The organism is Denitrovibrio acetiphilus DSM 12809, from assembly GCF_000025725.1.
Classification (GTDB): domain Bacteria; phylum Chrysiogenota; class Deferribacteres; order Deferribacterales; family Geovibrionaceae; genus Denitrovibrio; species Denitrovibrio acetiphilus.
The window spans coordinates 2,782,280-2,799,323 of the sequence record NC_013943.1 but is presented as its reverse complement, the minus strand read 5'-3'; the positions used below and the strand labels follow the sequence as shown (position 1 = coordinate 2,799,323).

The following is a 17,044-nucleotide window of genomic DNA, read 5'->3' as shown; positions in this document are numbered from 1 at the left end:
GATATAAGATATTGATAAGCCAGCTAAAAATATTGTGAGAATATGGAGAAAAAGTGCAGATTAGTTTACGGTAAACTTAATTTTTAATGAAATCAGCCTGACATGAAAATGCTTATATTATTCATAAAATATATATGAGAGGTGTTTTTGTGTCTAAAAAATGTATTAAAGATTTTAGCGGATTAAGCAGAAGACAGTTTCTGAAATACTCTGCTGCATCAGCAAGTTTTGTCGCTGCATCCTCACTTGTGGGCTGTGGTGGCGATAGTGATTCCTCAACTCCTGAAACTATTGCAAAATCAACATTACCCTCTGCAAATGCATGGAAGTTTGGGATAATCAGTGATACCCAGTGGACAAAAGATGATGACGGCGAAAATCCGGCATCATGTGCTGTTGATATAATCAATGCCCTGAACGCAAAGTTTGTTGAGCACGATGTTGATCTTGTTGTGCATGTAGGTGACCTTACTGATGACGGACGTCATGACTTTCAGGCGTATAATACAAAGACAGCTTTGACTTATGACTACACAACAGCGGATGCTATGGGGGTTAGAGCCAGATATGTTCAGGAGCTTTACAACAACGGTATTGGCTACTTTCCTCTCAGGGGGAATCATGATAATTCCGCAGAAGCTGCCACAGAATTTCTGAATTTTTTTCCGCAAACAAGAACAGGCGTACAGAATGATGGTACTGTTCAGGAAGCCGCATATGCAGCTAAGAACCCTGATGAGTCCTATCTGCCGAATATAACCCGAACAAACCTGCTTCCGTTTAATGTAGGGTCAAACTTCTCGACTGCCTCTCATATGGAAGGGCTGACATACTCTTTTGACTATAATAATCTCAGGTTTGTAATGCTCGATCATTTCACCGCAACAGATGATGCTGAGTATCCGATTTCTACACAGCAGAGCTGGATTGATTCAACCCTCTCAGGGCGTGCTTCAGGAACACATGCTATTGTTTTCGCTCATAAAGGACTTATTACTCAGAATCACGATGATAACCTTTTCGGGGAACCTGCTGAAGCTGGTTATGATTATGACGCTGATGATAACTTTATCGAGAGCCTAGCAAACAATAACGTCAGATACTATATCAACGGGCATGACCATATGCACGACAGAAGCTATGTTGCCACAAATGACGGCACAACAGCTAAAGTTACTCAGCTTGTGACAGCTTCTGACAGTTCAAAATTTTACACTCCACAGGAAATCCCTAATGATGTTCAGTATTTCGGCGGAGTAAGGCAGACTATGCTAAGTCAGGAACTCTATAAAATAGGCTATTACATTGTTACTGTAGATGGCGATCATCTGACAATTGATTACTATGGTGCACCAAGTTATATATCCGAGACTGGGGAAACATTTTCAACAACACCCGATCTTAAATTTACCAAAAGAGAGTCATTTGGTTACAGTCTCAATGGCAAAGACTTCCTTGTTGCCTACAATGAATCCTATACTGATGTGGATGTGACAAGTGCCAATGGGACCAGAGCTGTTATCCTTGATGGTATTAACGGTCGTACGAACAGAGACTTTGCCGGCAGGGTTTTAAATGTCGAAGTTAATACAGGTTTCTATGATGCTGATGAAGCTACCAGCAGTGATATCCTTTATCTGCGAGGTATGCAGGCAAGTCTGGGCAGTGACTATACTGAGACATTTACACTCTCTATGAGCTATTCTGATGAAAACGTTACAGAAGAAGAGATTGACGCCCAGTCATTCGGGCTTGCCAGATATACCAAAAACGGTGAATGGGAAAATGCTGTTTTCGCCAACAGCGACGGGGTAACAACGTTTGTCAAAGGTTCGTGGGCTGAAGGATATGACCTCGGCACATGGGGCGTGGATACATCTTCCAAAACAGTATGGGCTGTTATTAATACAAATGGATATTTCGCTGCTGTAAAGAACATCTGATTACCCTCCTTTGTTTCTTTAACACTGCAAAAAGGCTTCCTGTCACTTCTGGCTGGAAGCCTTTTATAAATAGTTATCAGGTAAATATGATAACTTAATGTTGCTGTTGGTTTTTTGTATATGGTATTATGAAACAATTACAAACAAGGAGAAGTTTTACTATGGCACATATGAACAGGCGGCAATTTGTCAAGCTGTCTCTCACAGCCCTTGGGGGAGTTATGCTTACGGGGTGTGGTGGTTTTGACGGCGGAGGTTCCGGTCCGGATATTCCCAGCGGGTACAAGTTTTATCAACTAAAGAATGTAGGAAGCACTGTTGCGACCTCTGGGAGTGATTTTACGATTGATAAGTTTTACGGGGTATCTCATATCAGTGATAACGGCATCATTACTTTTGATGCTGTGGACAACAGCAACACAAGAGGCATCTTTCAGCTTGGACTGGATTTCAGCGGAACTTCTCCTGTTATTGACTGGGAAAGATCTGCTGTTATCGAGGGTGATGTTCTTGAAGACAATCGGCTTGTCAGCAGTATTCGTTCTTTTGACGCTGATGAGAACGGGAATCTTTCCGCTGTGCTCGAAGCAGACGTGAAGCAGTCAGAAGATCATTATGGTGCAGGTCTTTATATAGATAACGGGCAGAACGGTTTTGAACCTCTTATGCTTTGCGGGCAGGCGTTCAGTGACGGTGAAAAGGTAAGCTCCGGTATATTCGGAGATGTGTCTTATAACGGTGGGAGCCTTTTGGTCTCAGCCCACCACTGCCCGAACACAGGCGGATTGACAGGGCATATGGACAGTATTTTACATATTCCTAATAGCAGCTTATCTGATGCGGAAGTAATTCTTTCCGCCGGTTCGATAGTTCCGGGGGCAAACAGCCTTGCGACTTCATTTGGGCTTATAGACCATAATACCAGCGGTGACTACAGTGCGAGTGTTTTTATGCAGAGTCAGGAGAATAAAACATCCCGAAATGGTTTGTCAGTTCGGCAGTCTGTTGCAAATATCTCAGGAAATCTGAAATATCCTAAGGATGTACAGACCAAAGCGTTAAGCCTTGACAGTGGTGATGATAACGACACTCTTACCGGCGGCGAGATTGCCTACGGCACCCGTGTCGGGCCTTCTGGTGAAGTTTACAGTCTGGTGTCCGATGATGATTCCATGACTTTGCTGAAAGATGGTAAAACCTTTCGTTCAACAGGAGATAATGTACTTAGCGGAACTGCACTAAGCCTCGCGAACGGTACAGTCAGTCCTGACGGTATTTTTTATTACTCTGCTGTTCTGGATCATGGTGATGATGAACCGGATATGTCTATTTTTGCCTATAACGGCTTTAGCCATTCGGCAATTCTGTCAACCGGGGATATTATTAACTCCAGTGGAGCGTCTGTCTATAGGATGCTTTTCGGAACCAGCACCAGACATGCTGACAGTGGTAATAGACTGGTTTTCCTCTGCGCTTTTTCAGACGGAACAACATCATTAGTTCTCGGTATACCGAGCTAGGAGGTCGTTATGGATCAATCAATAGCTAGCACATTTGTAGGGTCCAGCGACCCGGTTAATATAGAATACAGTCTCTCTTACTACGGTTCGAAATTTCCCAGTGCGGAAAAAACAACTATTGGCAGTACCGCTATTTTGTTAGACAGCAACGTGAAAATCGCATGGACTAAAACCATTGCTAAAGTAACTACAGCAATCACCGCAGGTATCGCTCTCCCTTCATGGTCGATGTCGTCTCTTGTCGAAGGTCAGGTGAAAGACGATGAAATGGTTGTGCATCTTACAGAAGATAATGTCCTCGCAGGAATGCTTCTTGGCGTCATGTTTGATGTTGATCTTATTTTTGAAGAAAAGCTATGGCACCCCGGGCATCCATCACTTCATGGATGGGTTTCAGGGCATTGGGGTACGGAGCACAGCTTTAACGAAAACATAAAGTTTGACCTGCTGGGGATATGTGTTGATCTTTTGTATTCTCTGGGCAAGCAGGTCCCGGGATTTAAAAAGATCCTTGCCATTATCCCTAAAGGGCTTCTGGATAATATGCAGGTTTACGGTAATGGTATCGCTGTTGATGACGGTATCCGGCTGGAACCTAATATGCCTATGAAGTGGGATCTTTTTTATATTATAAGACAGCTTGCAGAGCTTGGTGCCGATGTTGTCAGCGGTCCATTGGTAGAGGTGGTTGTCCCTCTTACTACAGTTGCAGAAGCTCTTGTTGATCTTGAAGAGGAAGTTGGCGTGTGTCTCGGTTTCGGACCTCAGGTGAGTATAGTTTTTCCTATTCGTATAGAGATAACAGATCTCGTTGCTGACGATGTCGTTTTTCAGGATCTTGAATTTGGCGGCAGTGGAAAGATTACAGGGACAAATCCTAAGGGAGACCCCGCCGCAGATTCATCAGTAGAGAGGATAGGCGTACACTGTAAGCATACACTTGAGATGATGAATATCTCTGTAGGGATATGGGCAAGCATCAGTGTTCTTAAGGTGCTGTCTAAATCCGGTACCAAAAACTTTAATCTTATAGATCTGCTTGAAGATGAGCTTGGCTTTGAGCTGGCTCTCGACAGCTTCAACTCTTCCGTGACTAATGATGTTGGTGCGGCTGGTGCGGATGAATTTGGTGATCCTGCTGATACTATAGAGATTAATTTTATATAAATGAAAACCGGAAAACCGAAAATAAAAATTGATATATCAACTGTTGATGGACTGAGAAAGGCACTGACTCATCCTGAAATACCTGTGCGTATTGCCACACTGCGGGAAATAGGCAAGTCCGCTGAAAAGGTGACTGCGATTGCAGAGCGGGAAGGTGAAGACCTGCTCCAGATATTGACAGATTTATGTAGGTCGGCAAAAGACCCTGTGATAAGGAAGGCATTTGCATATGCCGTTCTTAGCCTTGATGATGGAACCCGTACCGACTTTGCTGAAAGTGAGTTTGCTGAGTCTGAAAGTGACGATGTTATAACACTTTGCGCCAGTAAGCTTTCGGGACTGTCTGAGGATGAGAGGCTCGATTTTTTTACGCCATTCCTGCTGAATGGTCAGAGTAGCACTAAAGCCAGAATAGCTGCTAATCTTTTAGCCCATAGTAAAAAGTTGAGTGTTGAGCTTGCGGTGCGGGTCGCTGTACTGAGTGACCATGATGTAAGTGTCCCTGTCCCCGATGCTGAGACCTTGCATCTCTGGCTGAAAGAGCTCACAGGAGTGTATCCTTTCAGAGCAAGGAACTTGCTGCTTAAAAAAGAAGGGTATTTTGAAAACCTGCTTAAATTCTGGGGTGAGCTCCCCCGTGAGGTGTGCTTGTGGAGTTTGGGCGTCATGAAAGATCGTGATGTTTTACGCCATGAGCCACTGCTTTTAAATATTCTTAAGAATGAAGAGGACGAAGAAGTGCTGAGCAGAGTGCTGGGTATTCTTTGCAGTCTTCCCGCTGGAAGCATTGATGATTCTGCCTTTGCCGGATTTCTGCGCCATTCGTCACCTGAGGTCAGAGCTTCTGCTGTGGGACTTTTGTCTCAGCCTGTTGACTGGCAGCAACTTCTGGATAGTGAAGAGTCAGAGAAGGTTAGAATTGCTGTGATTGCCGGAATTGGCAGGTTGGGCTGTAAGGATGAGTGTGGTCTTCTCGGAAAATTTTTTGAAGATCAAAGCTGGCGCATCAGGGCTGCCGCTGTTAACTCTCTGGTGGCTCTTGCCCCTGAGTCTGTTCCGATTGTTAAGCAGTATGCAGATCATGATTCGGAAGATGTCAGAGCTGCTGCTGCGCAGGCTTTTCAGCGTATACAGACAACCGGCGCAAGGCTGTAAATGATTACTCCAGATTTATAATTGACATGGCACAACAAAGCAAGTATGATTTTGATAATCAGTATCATTAATTTGTTTTGATTGAGGAGATAATCATGAGTTTAGACACATTAGCAGTGATTATAATTGTTGCATTAGCTGTAGTTTACCTGATCTATTACTTCACTGTTAAGAAAGGCTGTGGGTGCGATGCGGACAACAGCGGGCACAGTCACGGTGGTGGCAATTGCTGCGGTGGCGGAGATAGCTGCGGCTGTGATGACAAAAAATAAGACTATGGGAAGATCAGGTTACTGAAGCCTTAAAGAGTCAGGCTCTTCTCCCGTGAAGTAATCACTCCCCTTTGCTATCCTGCAAAAATATGAGTATTAAATATAGGTCGCTACGTTTATCTCCTAAAAAAACACTTGCTCATGTCTGCTGTTGGCTATTCTGGAGAATACATTGTGCTCAGTCATAGAGAGAGAAATGAATTCTTAGATGAAGCGTAGTCACTTTTTTCATCTCTGTATTTTTTCTCTGCTGCTGCCATTAGCTTAATAAACTTTTCAAGGTGAAGCTTCATTTCTTCTGCTGCTTTGGCTCCGTCTCCTTTACATATGGCATCAACAAGATTGTCGTGCATATGAAGAGGGTGAACTTCATCCGTGGGCGGCTGGAATTCATTAGTAATATTTCTGATAAGAATGACAAGTGTCTTACAGATAGACTCAAGAAAATTATTTTCGCTCATTTCAGCGATCACATAGTGGACTCTTGACCTGTTCAGGACTGTTTCAGGATATTTTTTGGTACCGTCTTCTTTGCTTAGTGCGTCATGTAGTTTGCTTATATAGTGGTCGTTTATATTTTCGGCAGCTTTTCTGGCAATCATGGGCTCAATAAGCATTCGTGCTTCTATGAGGTCGGGAATGGTCAGTTTGCCGGATACGAAAAGGTCATTCCATGCGTCAGAGAGCCTGTCAAATGTTATATCATTAACAAATGCACCTCCGGTAGCACCATGTTTGATTTCAACAAAAGAAGTTGCCGCAAGAACTTTCAGTGCTTCCCTTACTACAGTTCTGCTGACTTGAAATGTCTCAATAAGTTCTCTTTCCGAGGGTAATTTATCACCGGCTTTATACTTGCCTGTGAGAATAGCATCTTTTAGCTGGTTATGTACTGCATCTGATGCTCTGACCTGCTTTATAGGTTCAAATATATTCAAAACGTAACTCCGATTTCCAATGATGGATTAAATCAATGTCTTGTATTCCAATTTTTATATTAATAACAACTACTAAGCAAGTCAAGACCTTAATTAGTAACAGCTTGACGGTGAAACTGTTTTTGATTTTAACATTATCTCTTGCTTCTTTGGCTTTCTTTGTAAAGAAAAGTAAAGAATTTATACAAAATTTATTGACAAGATATAAACATTAGCAATATATTCAATGGTATAACATATGACCTTTAAACATTGAATGATTATTGGTTTGTTGATGAGAAAAAAACAGGAGATAAAATATGCAGTCCATTAGAAATCTGATTTCTTTGTTTTTATTTATTCTGATAGTTCTTTATGCAGGAGCAGTAATTGCCGGTGGCGAGCTGAGGGGAGCCCATAAAGACGCTGATGTTCAGTGTGCAGACTGCCACGGGACAGATTCTCCGTCTGAGTCTGCAAAAATGCCTGCCTGCCTTGAGTGTCATGGTTCATATCAGGAGCTTGCTGAGGCTACAGCAGATGTTGAAGAGGCAAATCCTCACGATTCACACATGGGAGAACTTGATTGCGGTTCATGTCACGGTATCCATAAAGAGTCGCATCTTTTCTGTAATGAGGAGTGTCACAACTTTGACATGGTCGTTAAGTAACGTCAAAAACATATTTAGGCAGTTATGCTGTCTATAAAAAGGCGTGCATGCGTCAAAAATTATGAGAGGTATTCAATGAGATCCTTATCATCGAACAAGTTTTTTGTTTTTATCATTCTTGCAGTTTTTTCTGCTTTTCCAGCATTTGCAGAGAAAGTTTACAACACAGATTTTGCTATCGTCGGCGGCGGGACAACAGGTCTTGCAGCAGGGGTACAGGCAAAAATGCTTGGGGCTGATGTTATCATCCTTGAGAAGCAGCCCATAACAGGAGGTACAGGGAACTTTGCAGAGGGTATTTTCGCTGCTGAAAGCAGCCTTCAGCTTAGGCAGGGTATAGATGTATCAAAAGAATTTGCATTCAAAACAATCATGGACTACAGCCACTGGCGTGCAAATGGCCCGCTGGTGAGTGCTTTTGTCAATAAATCAGCCGAAACAATTGAATGGCTTAAGCAGTTTGGCATTCAGTATGAGTATATTGGTGTGGGTGGTTTCGGCGGTCCTCTCACATGGCACGTTATCGGTGACTATGAGCAGGATGGGAAACACTATCACCACGGGAAAGCTGTAATGATGGCACTGACTAAACGCTTTCAGGAGCTGGGCGGGACACTGCTTCTTGAAACACCAGGTGTTGACCTCATCAAAAAAGATGGAAAGATTGCAGGTGTTATAGGTCAGGATAAGTCAGGTGAGAAGATACGCATTAATGCAAAAGCGGTTCTTGTTGCTACAGGTGGTTTTGCTAACAATAGAGAGATGGTCGCGAAATATTCCAGATATCCTGACATGATTTTCATCGGTCACATAGGCAAAACAGGTGATGGTATACAAATGGCATGGAAAGCAGGCGCCGATGAAGAAGGCGTTGATGTTATGCAGTCTTACCGTCCTGGTCTTAAGGGTTTTCACCCTGCGTCACATCTCATTGCTGCTGCTGTACAGCCGTATCTTTTTGTAGACCCCAACGGTCATAGATATACTGATGAGTCAAACATCACAGAGTGGCCTCAGTCTGGTAATGCTCTGGAGAGAATAGGCGGCACAGCTTACTCTATTTATGATGAAAATACAAAACAGATGGTCATCAACGAAGGAATACAGATGCCTCTCGGTGAATGGGTTATTCACGGTACAAAGCTTGACAATCTTGAAAAAGATTTTAACAAAGAGCTTAAAAAGAATAATGGCAATGTGTATAAATGCGACACAATTGAAGAGGTTGCAAAAGCTATTGGGGCTGATCCTGCTGTATTGAAAGCAACTGTTGAAGCAAACAATGTCGCTGCTGAGAAGCACAAAGATGATCTTTTCCATAAAGATGCAAAATATCTCAGAAAAATAGAAAAGGCACCGTTTTATGTGACAAAGCTGCATCCGAGAGCTTTGGGTACTCTTGGTGGTATTAGAATCAACGAGCATACAGAAGTTGTGGACGCAGATGGGGAAACAATACCGGGGCTTTACTCCGGCGGTCTCGATGCAGGCGGTATGTATGGGGACAGTTACGACCTCAAGCTTGGAGGCGGTACATTTGGTTTTGCTATCAACTCCGGACGCATAGCAGCAGAAAGCGCAGTTAAGTATATTTTAAAATAAACTCAAAATAAGCCGTCCGGCTGAAAAATGCCGGGCGGTATCATATTCCGGGAGGAAAGATGAGAGTTTTAATTCTTCTAATAATGTCTTCAATGTTTCTGATGAGCTCTTCTGCATCAGGAGCAACAAATCTTAAAGAGGCTTTTTCTAAAGGTTCACTAAAGGGTGAAATACGTACTTATTACTTTACCAGAGATTTTGACGGTGACACACAGGATCGTGAGGATATGGCTGTGGGCACCATGCTTTTTTATCATACTGACCCGCTTTATGGTGTAAGTGCTGGTTTGACGTTTGCATCGGGTAATGATTTAGCAAGCGACGACGATAAAGCTGTTTACGGTCTCCTTCAGAGAGGTGATGACGGTGATCACGAAAGTTTTACCCGTATGCAGGAATACTATATTCAGGGTGAATGGTACAATACAACTATTAAATACGGTGCTCAGAAGATCGGAACACCCTTTATGAACCCACACGATATCCGGCTCATGCCTAAAACTTATAAAGGTCTTTCCATAGTGAACAGGTCTGTTGAAAACCTGACTTTGTCTGGTTACTATATCACAGGTTTTATGGGATGGTCTGATGATGAGTATATGCCTATCATGGATTCCGTTGGTTCAGGCGGAGATGATAACCCTCTCTTAAGCTTTGGAGCACAGTATAAATTCCCTGTGGAAGCTGTCAATCTGAAAGCTGAAGCGTGGCAGTACCATATGGACGACGTATTTAATTCCACCTATCTGAAAGGAACAATCGGAAAAACATTTAACGATTACGCACTTCATATTACACCATCTTATCTTATACAGAAGTCTGTCGGTGACGATGTCGGCGGTGACTTTGATACTGATCAATACGGTTTTAATGCAGGTGTTGATGCCTTTGGTTTTTCTGTAACAGGCTATTATGCATATACTGGTGATGATGATCTCTTTGTCCCATGGGGGGATGGAAAAGTTCTGATTCAGCAGATTATGGCATCCGGACGTGCGGAAGAGAATGCGTACGCTCTTAAAGTTAATTATGACTTTGGTAAACTTGGGCTTAAGGGGCTCAGTGCCTATGTCTTTCATGCAATTTATGATACGCCTGAATCGGGCTCAAATGCTTCCAGTGACATAAATGAAACTGACTTTAACATCCAGTACAGTTTCTCCGGAGCCCTTGACGGAGTATCTGTCCGTGTCAGATATGCAATGGTGGATTTTGACGAAGGCGAAGATTTCAACGATTTCCGAGTGTATGTTAAATATACCTTTGCGATTGGTTCCGGTAAATAAAAGAATCTCCTCCTGTAGGGCTTTTATGATGTATCAGCCGAACCCAGTCGGCATACATTAACCGTTTGCTGCGGTCCGGGCATTGTTATGATATCCGGACCGCTAAAGTATAAATGTTCAGTCAGGAACAGATATGAAAGACAAACAGCTTTTCTCCGGTCTATTTTTTATTAATTTCTGCATTACTCTCGGTTTTGGCGTACTCGACTCATTTTTCTCTCTGTACGTTATTAGTACCGGAGTACGGGAAGTTATGCTTGGGATTCCATTTGCCTTTTATGCTGTTACTAAAATATTCTTCAGTGTTCCATTAGGTGCTTTGTCAGATAAAATAGGCAGAAAGAGGGTTCTTTCCTTTGCAATAATCACATATTCGTTTGTTTCTGTTTCATATTTGTTTTATCCGGGGCTTGAGGCGGCGGTTATCCTGCGTGTTATCCAGGGGGGGGCATGTGCAATGTTTCGCCCGGTTATGCTGTCGTATATCGGAGATATGACAGAGAGTGGGAAACGTTCTACTGTTACAGGTACATTTGACATTTCATTTTATGGTGCACTTGGTGCAGGACCTGTGTTAGGTGGCTTTATACGCAATTATTACGGCTTTAACGGAGTTTTTGTATTTCTTTCTTTGCTATGTTTTATATCTCTTCTCGTTACTCTGTTTTACATAAAAGATACCGGGCAATATACTGGCAATCAGTCTGGAGGTATGAATGGACTGCCGGTCTCAGCTCTGAGCAGAAACACAAAAGCTCTGCTTGTTTTTATATTCGGGCGGGCATGCGGAATTTCTGCTATTGCTGCATTTATGCCGGTATATTTTGAGAAAAATCTTCATTTCAGCAGTTTAGAGACAGGTTTTGTACTGTCGGTGTCAATGGTCTTTATGACTGTTTGTCTGCGTCCTCTGGGAAAGCTTGGAGACGTTGTGCCCCGCAGTTTTCTGGTTGTTTTGGGAGGTTTTGCTGTTGCTGTGACATATCTTTTTCTGCCGTTTGCCGTAAATTTTACTGATGTTGTTTTTATCTGTATCTTCACAGGAGTATTTGGTGCTTTATCGCAGCCGTCAAGTACAGCTCTATTGCTGGATGAAGGAGGCAAGGCAGGGATGGGAAGGACTTTCGGATATTTTAATCTGTTTATGAATGCTGGGTTTGCCTTTGGAGCTCTGACTGGTTCTGTGCTGTCTGGTATATTCGGTGTTAACGCTGTTTTTTGTTTTGCAGGAGTGGTAGGAATATTGAGTACAGCAGTGTTTTGTCTGCACCAGACAGATACAGCAACTGTTAACGCCGGAGCTGCAACTTTTAAAGAAGGTGCCCGGAATAATGACATCTGAAACAGAAAATCACTATCCCGGGCAATCAATTACATAATCGTACCATGCTGTGGATACGTTACGGGGTTAAATTTAGTCAAGCAGTTCTTTGACAATTGCTGCATCTTCTTCCAGAAATCCTTTCAGCATATATGCATATGCCGGATAAAAGCCTGTGTGGAGTGCAGAATTGAGCTCTGTCACTTTGTCGCATAATTCCGGAGCCCAGACGAGGAGGTGCTTTTCAAGAAAATCCATTTGAGTCTGAAGAGTTGTCTCTGCTTCGTCAAACACGTTATCTTCTATGAAGGACGTCGTTTTGTTTGAAAGAAGCCCCATGAACTGAAGTTCCAGCGCAAGGTGGTCTTCCATTGTCTTATCGCCTTCTGCAAGCTTGTAGAAGTTTTTTATGTAAAGACGTTTAACTTCTGCCCATGCGTCCTGCTTTGTTAGCTGCTGCGGAGAGGTGTAGACAGATTCATAAATAGGTACTGAGAATTTGCCTATGATAAATAGCCTTGTATAGTCACGGCTTCTATCCATTCTTGTGGGAGCCATATCTGCTTCAGAGTAGTTGTCAGTAGCGAGAAATTCTTTGAGCATTTCTGCACCTTTTTTGAAATTCTCATTGTTGCTGGAGTCTGCCATCTGAAACATGTATTCTGCTGTTTCTTTAAAAAGAGTATCTGTTTCTTCATCTGGTACATCTTTAAAAGCCTTAGAGAAAACGTTGTATGCAACACTTCTCCCTTTAAGGACGCTTACTATTTCACTTACTTCCATGTGTCACCTCATATGTCATTTTCATAGTCAAATTGTTCAGGGTCGACGAGGTCTATTTTGATTTCTCTGATGATCGTCTGACCGTCTTTTTCTTCTGCAATATTGTATGTAAGAGCGAGCTCTGAAAGCCCGCGGATTCTGCTTACGTATTTCGGGTGGAAGTCAATCTTAAGCCCGTGAGCTTCGGAATGATAGTCTTCTATGCCGTGTTTTTTAAAATATTTCAGTGCTTTAGTTGCATTACTGCCGTATGCCCGTATACTTTTTATAAAGTGGTCTTTCTCTGATTTATACTCATAGGGCATGAGAGGTATCCCCATATTATGATGAAAAATCTGAGAAGTCAGCTTATTTTCCAGACTGCAGAAATGAACATCCAGCTTAAGTTCTTTTTCGGACGCAAATCTTACCAGCTCAACACATTCTTCTGCGCTGCCGCTGACGGGGAGTCCGCCTGCATATTCGTATGAATACAATACTCTGTAAGGTCTTTTTTTGACTTTAAAACCTTTTTTACTGTAGTTCGTATTATTGATCCATGGGTAGAGGAACTCAAGGACATTTATCCCGGTACAGCCGATTTTGTCAAGCTGCAATAAAAGCTCTTTCATTACTTCAATAGTGCCCGGGATGACCGGCATTTCTACCATAGTTGCGGGGATATGTCTGGCTGCTGTTTCGATACAGCCGAGTGTCCCTTCAGGATAACCGTTCTCGTCGGCTTTAATGCTTATTCGCACTTCATCAAGACCCGCTTCAGCAAGGGATTTAGCTAAATCTTCCGGCAGAAAGTCGCCGTTTGTGTATAGTCTGAGGTGTGCTGCGGGGTACCTCTTTCTGCATGCTTTAAAAAAGTCCAGAGTCATTTCCGGAAGCAGAAGCGGTTCACCGCCTGTAAGAGCAATGGAGTTGAATCCGTTGCCGTCGTCAGCGTTGATTATCTCTTCAAGAGCATTATTGATGTTCTTTACGAAATAGTTATAGTTTGCCTGATTCATATTAGCACAGAAGTAGCAGCTTCTGTTGCATTTAAGTGTATGGAAAACTGTCATGGAGCGTTCGCCTGTCCTGCAGTGCAGACAAGCGGGGGATATTTCGCCGTAATAAAGGCTGTGACCTGAGTTGCCCACTGATACACCCGGAAGGTGCTGAAGCTTGTCTTTGTATGCGAAGACAGGTGCTTCTGTATTGTCGTCGATCATCATGCCTGATTCCTGAACCTGCTGCATAAATTTCTCATATGCATTCAGGTGGATCAGTGCTTCTTCTTTCAGCATTTCGCTGTGTACTTTGTTCAAACCATCTTTAGTTAAATCAAATATCATACCGCCGCCTTTTGTATTGCATAACGGAGCCTTAGGTGACCCCGTTATGCTTTAAATTAGCTTTTAGCCTTAAAATATATAGATGAAACAGTACCGCCAGAGTCAATTGTGTTTCCATTTGAATCTAGCTTAGAATCAGGTATTCCTACAACTGTTTTTACAACATTTTGGTATTTTGCTGCAATTTCATCTGCTGTAACATATTCCAGTTTTCTTTATGGATAGTTCTGCATACATGCAGACTACTATCCTTCTACAACAACATCCTGAACATAATAACGACTGACGACAGCTTTTGCCACAGCCGTAAATAGATGCCGATGTGCCGGCTGTACTTACTCCTTTAAGGAAGCTTTGGCGTGTCACATCAATTTTATTTATCTAATTATCTTTCCAGACTCATTATGTTTTAGCTCCTGTCTACTTAGCGTATTCGTTAGGTGCATGAGCCGTTTTATGACATGTGAAACAGGTTGTCTCCTGAACGGGATAGTGACAGCTGTTGCAATGTCTGTTAATAGGTTCCTGCCAGCCCGGTCTGTGGTTTGCCGGAGGTGTTTCCTGATGGCACTGGATACAGGAGTCTTCTCTGTGGCATGTCTGGCAGCTTGACCTGTCCCATCTTGCCTCAAGACCGTGCCCCTTTTTAACCCAGCCTGATGTATGGCTGCGGGGTTGTGTGTCCTGATGGCATTGAATGCAGGAAACCTGTTCAACATGGCATTCAAGGCATTCTTGATTCGCAACCCTGCTTGCGTTGCCGTGGCGCTGTATCCATGAAGTGTCGTGGCTTGCCGGCTTGTCTGAGCTGACAGCAATGGCTATTCCGGATGTTGTAAGCACCAGCATCGCAACGAGTATTATATGTTTCATTTTATCTCCCTATGTCAGAATGAGACGTTTGCCCAGAGCTCAACTGTATAGCTTTTGCTTAGGTCACTGTCTATATCATCGTAAAAGTCTGTTTCTTCACGAGTGATGTCCGCCATGACTGCAAACATTTCATTGGGCTGATATTCTGCACCTACATAATACGATCTTACAGAATCTTTTCTTGTGTCTGTGAGGTAATCATATTCATAACGGCTGAAGGATGTTCCTGCCCACATACTTATCTGTTCTGTGATCCCCTGACTTATCTGGAGACCATACTGAAAGCGGTTATTGTCGTCTGTTGTACTTGTTTCGTCTATATCCCATTTATCCGCTGATATTGAAATATATGTTTTTTCAGTCGGGAGCCCGTTTATATCAAATTTGAATCCGTACTTACGGAAATCACGGTTATCGAAGTCCTCGTCCCCGTCAACAGATTTCGTCTCATAACTGACGCCTGCAACGAAATAGTCAAGGAATGCCTGATATACAGAAGCTTTGTACCGGCTGTATTTGCTCTGATCCATCAGGGCGTATGTTATTGGGTTTACAAGGTATGTTTTGTCGCTGCCTTCGATATTGTCATTAAGCTTTTCGTAGCCCAGCGTGATTATTGTGTTTGTTGCCGGTATCTGATAGTCAATGTCAGCGCTGTAAGTGGCTGCGTCATTGAGAGTAGAGAAACCAAGCATAACACTGCCGTTTGGTATAGCCTGAATGAGTCTGATCTGTGTATAGTCATCATCAATATCGTCGATGTCCATCGCTGTGTACTCTGCCTGAATTCTTGTGTTTTCAGCAAAAGCACCCTGTGCTCCGACTCCGTAGACACTTGCGTTGTCAAAGTCGTAGTAATAGCTGACAGGTAGACCACCGAAGGCGTAAACTTTGAAATTTTTTCCCGCATTGACCGTCAAATCACCGCCGTCAACCTGAAAAGTGTTCAGGTGTTCCAGATAGAATCTGCCGGCATTAAGTTTAGTATTCCTGATAACACCGTCGAACTGTGCGTATGCCTGATAAAGACGTCCTGCCGGATCGTTTTTGTCAAGTTCCGCATCGAGAATGTCCTGCTGATTGTAGTAGTAACTGCTCGTCCAGTCTTTATCCGGGTTACCGTTAATATCTGTTGCTATACGCCCGTATGCAGAAAACTTAACTATTCCGTCGCCGAGTTTAACCGGGTCTGTATGCATACGAATGTACTGATAAACATCACTATCCTCTGCATATTCATTAGATTTTAAGCGCAAACGGGTAGTGAGTGTTGTGTAAAGACTTGTATCTTCAGTAAGCCAGGTTCCCTCTGTACTTTTTACTATTTTTCCTGTTGTAACATGTTGTGCCCAGCTGTCAGGCGTAGTATAGCTGTCATTATTAAAACTGAAGGCCGGAAAAGTCAGTATGGAGCACAGAAGAAATGACATAATAAAAATCTTATAGATGTGTTGCATCTCTCCTCCTTATGATATAAAATCAGCGACTATTTTATTCAAATAGATCGACCGTGTATAAAGAAGAGTAACATTTCAAAGGTAAAACGTAGGTTAAGTAAAGGCGGTATGGATTATATAATTTTGACAATTGTTTAGTAAAAATACTAATTGTCCGGCAGTGAGGGGTTTTGAACCTATGGTCAGAAGTTATTGTTTTTGTAAAGATATGAAGATATATCTTTTTATATCCTCCGATTCTTTATCTTCCATGCTGGCGTGATGTATCATTGAGTCCATTATGCCGTGCCACTGGATTTTCGGGTAATGTTTTATGATTGGCGCTGCATGGCAGGAGCTGCAGTGTTCGTAATATGAGTTTTCAATTTCTGCAATAGTTTCATACATTGTGGGGGCGAGTTCGTTTTTTCCTGCAGAGACTGCTATTGTTACTTCTTTCAGTCCGTTTTCTTCTGTTCCGGTATATTTTGCAATATGAGAGTTGTACAGGTATCCGTATTCAAGGTCTCTTTCCGAAGTGCGGAATATTTCACCGGTTGAGCAGTCTGTCCATGCGGTGACTTTTCCGTCTTTGACATATGCTCCCAGCAGAATAACTGCAGAAACGTCACCCTTTTCGTCTCTGATTTCAAAATCACGTCTGAGGTAACCGCTGCTGGACCAGATTGAGCAGGCAATGAGTATAGTTGATAAAAATATCCCAATAAAAATGATAAATTTCAAAACTTCTCCATAGTTAATAAAAGTTATTC

At 42.7% G+C, this 17,044-nt stretch carries 15 protein-coding genes; 9 read left to right on the top strand and 6 right to left on the bottom strand.

Annotated elements, in window-relative coordinates:
• Positions 1 to 149: 149 nt before the first annotated feature.
• The 5 genes from DACET_RS13280 to DACET_RS16405 all read left to right on the top strand — a co-directional run bounded on the left by DACET_RS13280 (position 150) and on the right by DACET_RS16405 (position 6,057).
• Entirely contained in the window at positions 150 to 1,943 is a 1,794-nt protein-coding gene (locus tag DACET_RS13280) for a metallophosphoesterase family protein (RefSeq protein ID WP_013011886.1), read from the top strand.
• A gap of 161 nt (positions 1,944 to 2,104) precedes the next feature.
• Positions 2,105 to 3,463 (top strand): hypothetical protein, encoded by a 1,359-nt coding sequence (locus DACET_RS13275; protein ID WP_013011885.1) that lies wholly within the window; start codon positions 2,105 to 2,107, stop codon positions 3,461 to 3,463.
• Between the two features lie 9 nt (positions 3,464 to 3,472).
• The gene (locus tag DACET_RS13270) at positions 3,473 to 4,630 is read left to right on the top strand and encodes a hypothetical protein (protein ID WP_013011884.1); all 1,158 of its coding nucleotides are present in this window, start codon (positions 3,473 to 3,475) and stop codon (positions 4,628 to 4,630) included.
• Positions 4,631 to 5,785: a HEAT repeat domain-containing protein gene (locus DACET_RS13265; protein WP_013011883.1), complete on the top strand. Its 1,155-nt coding sequence runs from the start codon at positions 4,631 to 4,633 to the stop codon at positions 5,783 to 5,785.
• Between the two features lie 95 nt (positions 5,786 to 5,880).
• Complete coding sequence (locus DACET_RS16405; RefSeq protein ID WP_013011882.1) at positions 5,881 to 6,057, top strand: hypothetical protein; 177 nt, start codon at positions 5,881 to 5,883, stop codon at positions 6,055 to 6,057.
• A gap of 182 nt (positions 6,058 to 6,239) precedes the next feature.
• Here the strand turns inward: DACET_RS16405 and DACET_RS13260 are convergent, their stop codons facing one another.
• A complete protein-coding gene (locus DACET_RS13260) occupies positions 6,240 to 6,995 on the bottom strand; it encodes a FadR/GntR family transcriptional regulator (protein ID WP_013011881.1) in 756 nt (251 codons plus the stop codon).
• A gap of 299 nt (positions 6,996 to 7,294) precedes the next feature.
• Between DACET_RS13260 and DACET_RS13255 the strand changes: the two genes are divergently transcribed.
• The 4 genes from DACET_RS13255 to DACET_RS13240 all read left to right on the top strand — a co-directional run bounded on the left by DACET_RS13255 (position 7,295) and on the right by DACET_RS13240 (position 11,875).
• Complete coding sequence (locus DACET_RS13255) at positions 7,295 to 7,645, top strand: cytochrome c3 family protein (RefSeq protein WP_013011880.1); 351 nt, start codon at positions 7,295 to 7,297, stop codon at positions 7,643 to 7,645.
• Positions 7,646 to 7,720: 75 nt separating this feature from the next.
• On the top strand, positions 7,721 to 9,247 hold the full coding sequence (locus DACET_RS13250; RefSeq protein WP_013011879.1) for an FAD-dependent oxidoreductase: 1,527 nt from the start codon (positions 7,721 to 7,723) through the stop codon (positions 9,245 to 9,247).
• Positions 9,248 to 9,306: 59 nt separating this feature from the next.
• Positions 9,307 to 10,533 carry an OprD family outer membrane porin gene (locus tag DACET_RS13245; protein ID WP_013011878.1) on the top strand — a complete coding sequence of 409 codons (1,227 nt, stop codon included), beginning with the start codon at positions 9,307 to 9,309 and terminating at the stop codon, positions 10,531 to 10,533.
• A 133-nt stretch (positions 10,534 to 10,666) separates the two neighbouring features.
• The gene (locus DACET_RS13240) at positions 10,667 to 11,875 is read left to right on the top strand and encodes an MFS transporter (protein ID WP_013011877.1); all 1,209 of its coding nucleotides are present in this window, start codon (positions 10,667 to 10,669) and stop codon (positions 11,873 to 11,875) included.
• A 72-nt stretch (positions 11,876 to 11,947) separates the two neighbouring features.
• Here the strand turns inward: DACET_RS13240 and DACET_RS13235 are convergent, their stop codons facing one another.
• The 5 genes from DACET_RS13235 to DACET_RS13215 all read right to left on the bottom strand — a co-directional run bounded on the left by DACET_RS13235 (position 11,948) and on the right by DACET_RS13215 (position 17,015).
• Positions 11,948 to 12,637 (bottom strand): TorD/DmsD family molecular chaperone, encoded by a 690-nt coding sequence (locus DACET_RS13235; RefSeq protein WP_013011876.1) that lies wholly within the window; start codon positions 12,635 to 12,637, stop codon positions 11,948 to 11,950.
• An 8-nt stretch (positions 12,638 to 12,645) separates the two neighbouring features.
• Positions 12,646 to 13,962, bottom strand: a complete 1,317-nt coding sequence (locus DACET_RS13230; protein ID WP_013011875.1) for a radical SAM protein — start codon at positions 13,960 to 13,962, stop codon at positions 12,646 to 12,648.
• Positions 13,963 to 14,382: 420 nt separating this feature from the next.
• Positions 14,383 to 14,835, bottom strand: coding sequence for a hypothetical protein (locus DACET_RS13225; RefSeq protein ID WP_013011874.1), 453 nt, complete (start codon positions 14,833 to 14,835; stop codon positions 14,383 to 14,385).
• A gap of 14 nt (positions 14,836 to 14,849) precedes the next feature.
• Entirely contained in the window at positions 14,850 to 16,265 is a 1,416-nt protein-coding gene (locus DACET_RS13220; RefSeq protein WP_211204084.1) for a hypothetical protein, read from the bottom strand.
• Between the two features lie 216 nt (positions 16,266 to 16,481).
• Positions 16,482 to 17,015 (bottom strand): hypothetical protein, encoded by a 534-nt coding sequence (locus DACET_RS13215; RefSeq protein WP_013011872.1) that lies wholly within the window; start codon positions 17,013 to 17,015, stop codon positions 16,482 to 16,484.
• Positions 17,016 to 17,044: the final 29 nt, after the last annotated feature.